Raw genomic sequence first — 533 nt, 5'->3', positions numbered from 1 at the left:
CTCCCTGACGGGGACCTGGAGTTCATCGGCCGCCGCGACGGGCAGGTGAAGATACGGGGCTACCGTGTGGAGCTGGGTGAGGTGGAGCACCAGATATTGGAGCATTCGGGGATAACGGACGCTGTGGTCCTGTCCAGGGAACGTTCGGGCGACAGGTATCTGGCCTGTTACTATATTTCTGGGGAGGGTCTCGCCCCGGGCGAGATAAAGGAATTCCTCAACGGAAGGCTCCCCGCCTATATGGTGCCCAAGGAGTACATGCGGATGGATACGTTCCCGCTGACCACGAACGGGAAGGTGGACCGCAGGGAACTGGAGGGCCTTGAGCCCTTACGTGAACTTGGTGGGGCGTCGCTCTCCGGTGCTACGGAGGAGCGCCTCGCGGGGATCTGGTCGGACATACTGGGAACGTCCCCGGGGGAGATCGGTTCGGACACGAACTTCTTCGATCTGGGGGGCCACTCGCTGAGCGCGATATCGTTGAGGAACAGGGTGAACTCGGAATTCGATATCTCCCTTCCACTGAACGAGGT

Annotated in this window: 1 protein-coding gene; it reads left to right on the top strand. The window is 60.8% G+C overall.

The genetic code is table 11. The annotated features are described in order from the left end of the window. Positions 1-533: non-ribosomal peptide synthetase (locus tag ACEXOE_RS23725; RefSeq protein WP_394751368.1), on the top strand; the 533-nt coding region annotated here is incomplete at both ends.

This window comes from Spongiimicrobium salis (assembly GCF_043678055.1).
GTDB classification, from domain to species: Bacteria; Bacteroidota; Bacteroidia; order Flavobacteriales; family Flavobacteriaceae; genus Spongiimicrobium; species Spongiimicrobium salis.
Note: the sequence above shows the minus strand (reverse complement) of the source record. Positions and strands in the feature narration are given on the sequence as shown.